The following is a 728-nucleotide window of genomic DNA, read 5'->3' as shown; positions in this document are numbered from 1 at the left end:
CCCGTCGGAGATTTCTTCACTACTAATCTTAGTATGTTTGTCAACTGTAGTGGGTTAACGAAAAGTCATACTCTGGAGAGAACCGAATTGGTTCTCTCCTTTTTGATATTCAAAGCGATGAGAATGCGTTTTTTGAAGTTGTCAAAGTTTTGAAATCCGAAAGCGTTGCGCTTGATAACTTTGATGAGGTTGTTAGTGGCCTCTTCTAGTTTTGCATTTGAGTAGGTGAGTTCAAGAGCGTTGATAATCTTTTCCTTATCTTTCAAAAAAGTCTTAAAAACAGTCTGAAAGATAGGATTTATACAAGAAATTGTATCTTCAATGAGTCCAAAGAAATGCTCAGCTTGTTTCTCTGGAAAATGAAAAAGTAAGAGTTGGTAGAGTTCATAATGTTCTCGTAGTTCTTGAGAGTAAGAGAGAATCTTTTCAAGAATCTCTTGATTTGTCAAGTGCATGCGAAAAGTCGGACGATAAAAGCGTGTAGCGTTACAATAGATGTGAGACCTGAGTACCAAAAAAGAAGAAACCTTGATATGATTAGTTCTGACACAACCATCAAAAAAAAGGAATCTTCTCATGAATAGTATACCACAAAACATCTGCTACCTGCCACATACTTTGGATACCCGCTATCACGCTGTCAAAACCTATCGTAACGGTACCTCTGTCGCCTTTATCTGTCGGAGATACAAAGTCTCAAAAGCCTCTCTTATGCGTTGGAATAAACG

At 37.8% G+C, this 728-nt stretch carries 2 pseudogenes; one reads left to right on the top strand and one right to left on the bottom strand.

Going from position 1 to position 728, the window contains the following annotated elements:
- Nucleotides 1-65: 65 nt before the first annotated feature.
- Nucleotides 66-479 (bottom strand): annotated as a pseudogene (locus AC5FEC_RS10390) (transposase); the annotation flags it as partial.
- Nucleotides 480-576: 97 nt separating this feature from the next.
- On the opposite strand from AC5FEC_RS10390, the pseudogene AC5FEC_RS10385 reads away from it, so the two are divergent.
- A pseudogene (locus tag AC5FEC_RS10385) lies at nucleotides 577-728 on the top strand (IS481 family transposase); the annotation flags it as partial.

The organism is Streptococcus sp. STC1396 (genome assembly GCF_058933875.1).
This window is presented reverse-complemented; position numbering and strand designations above follow the sequence as displayed.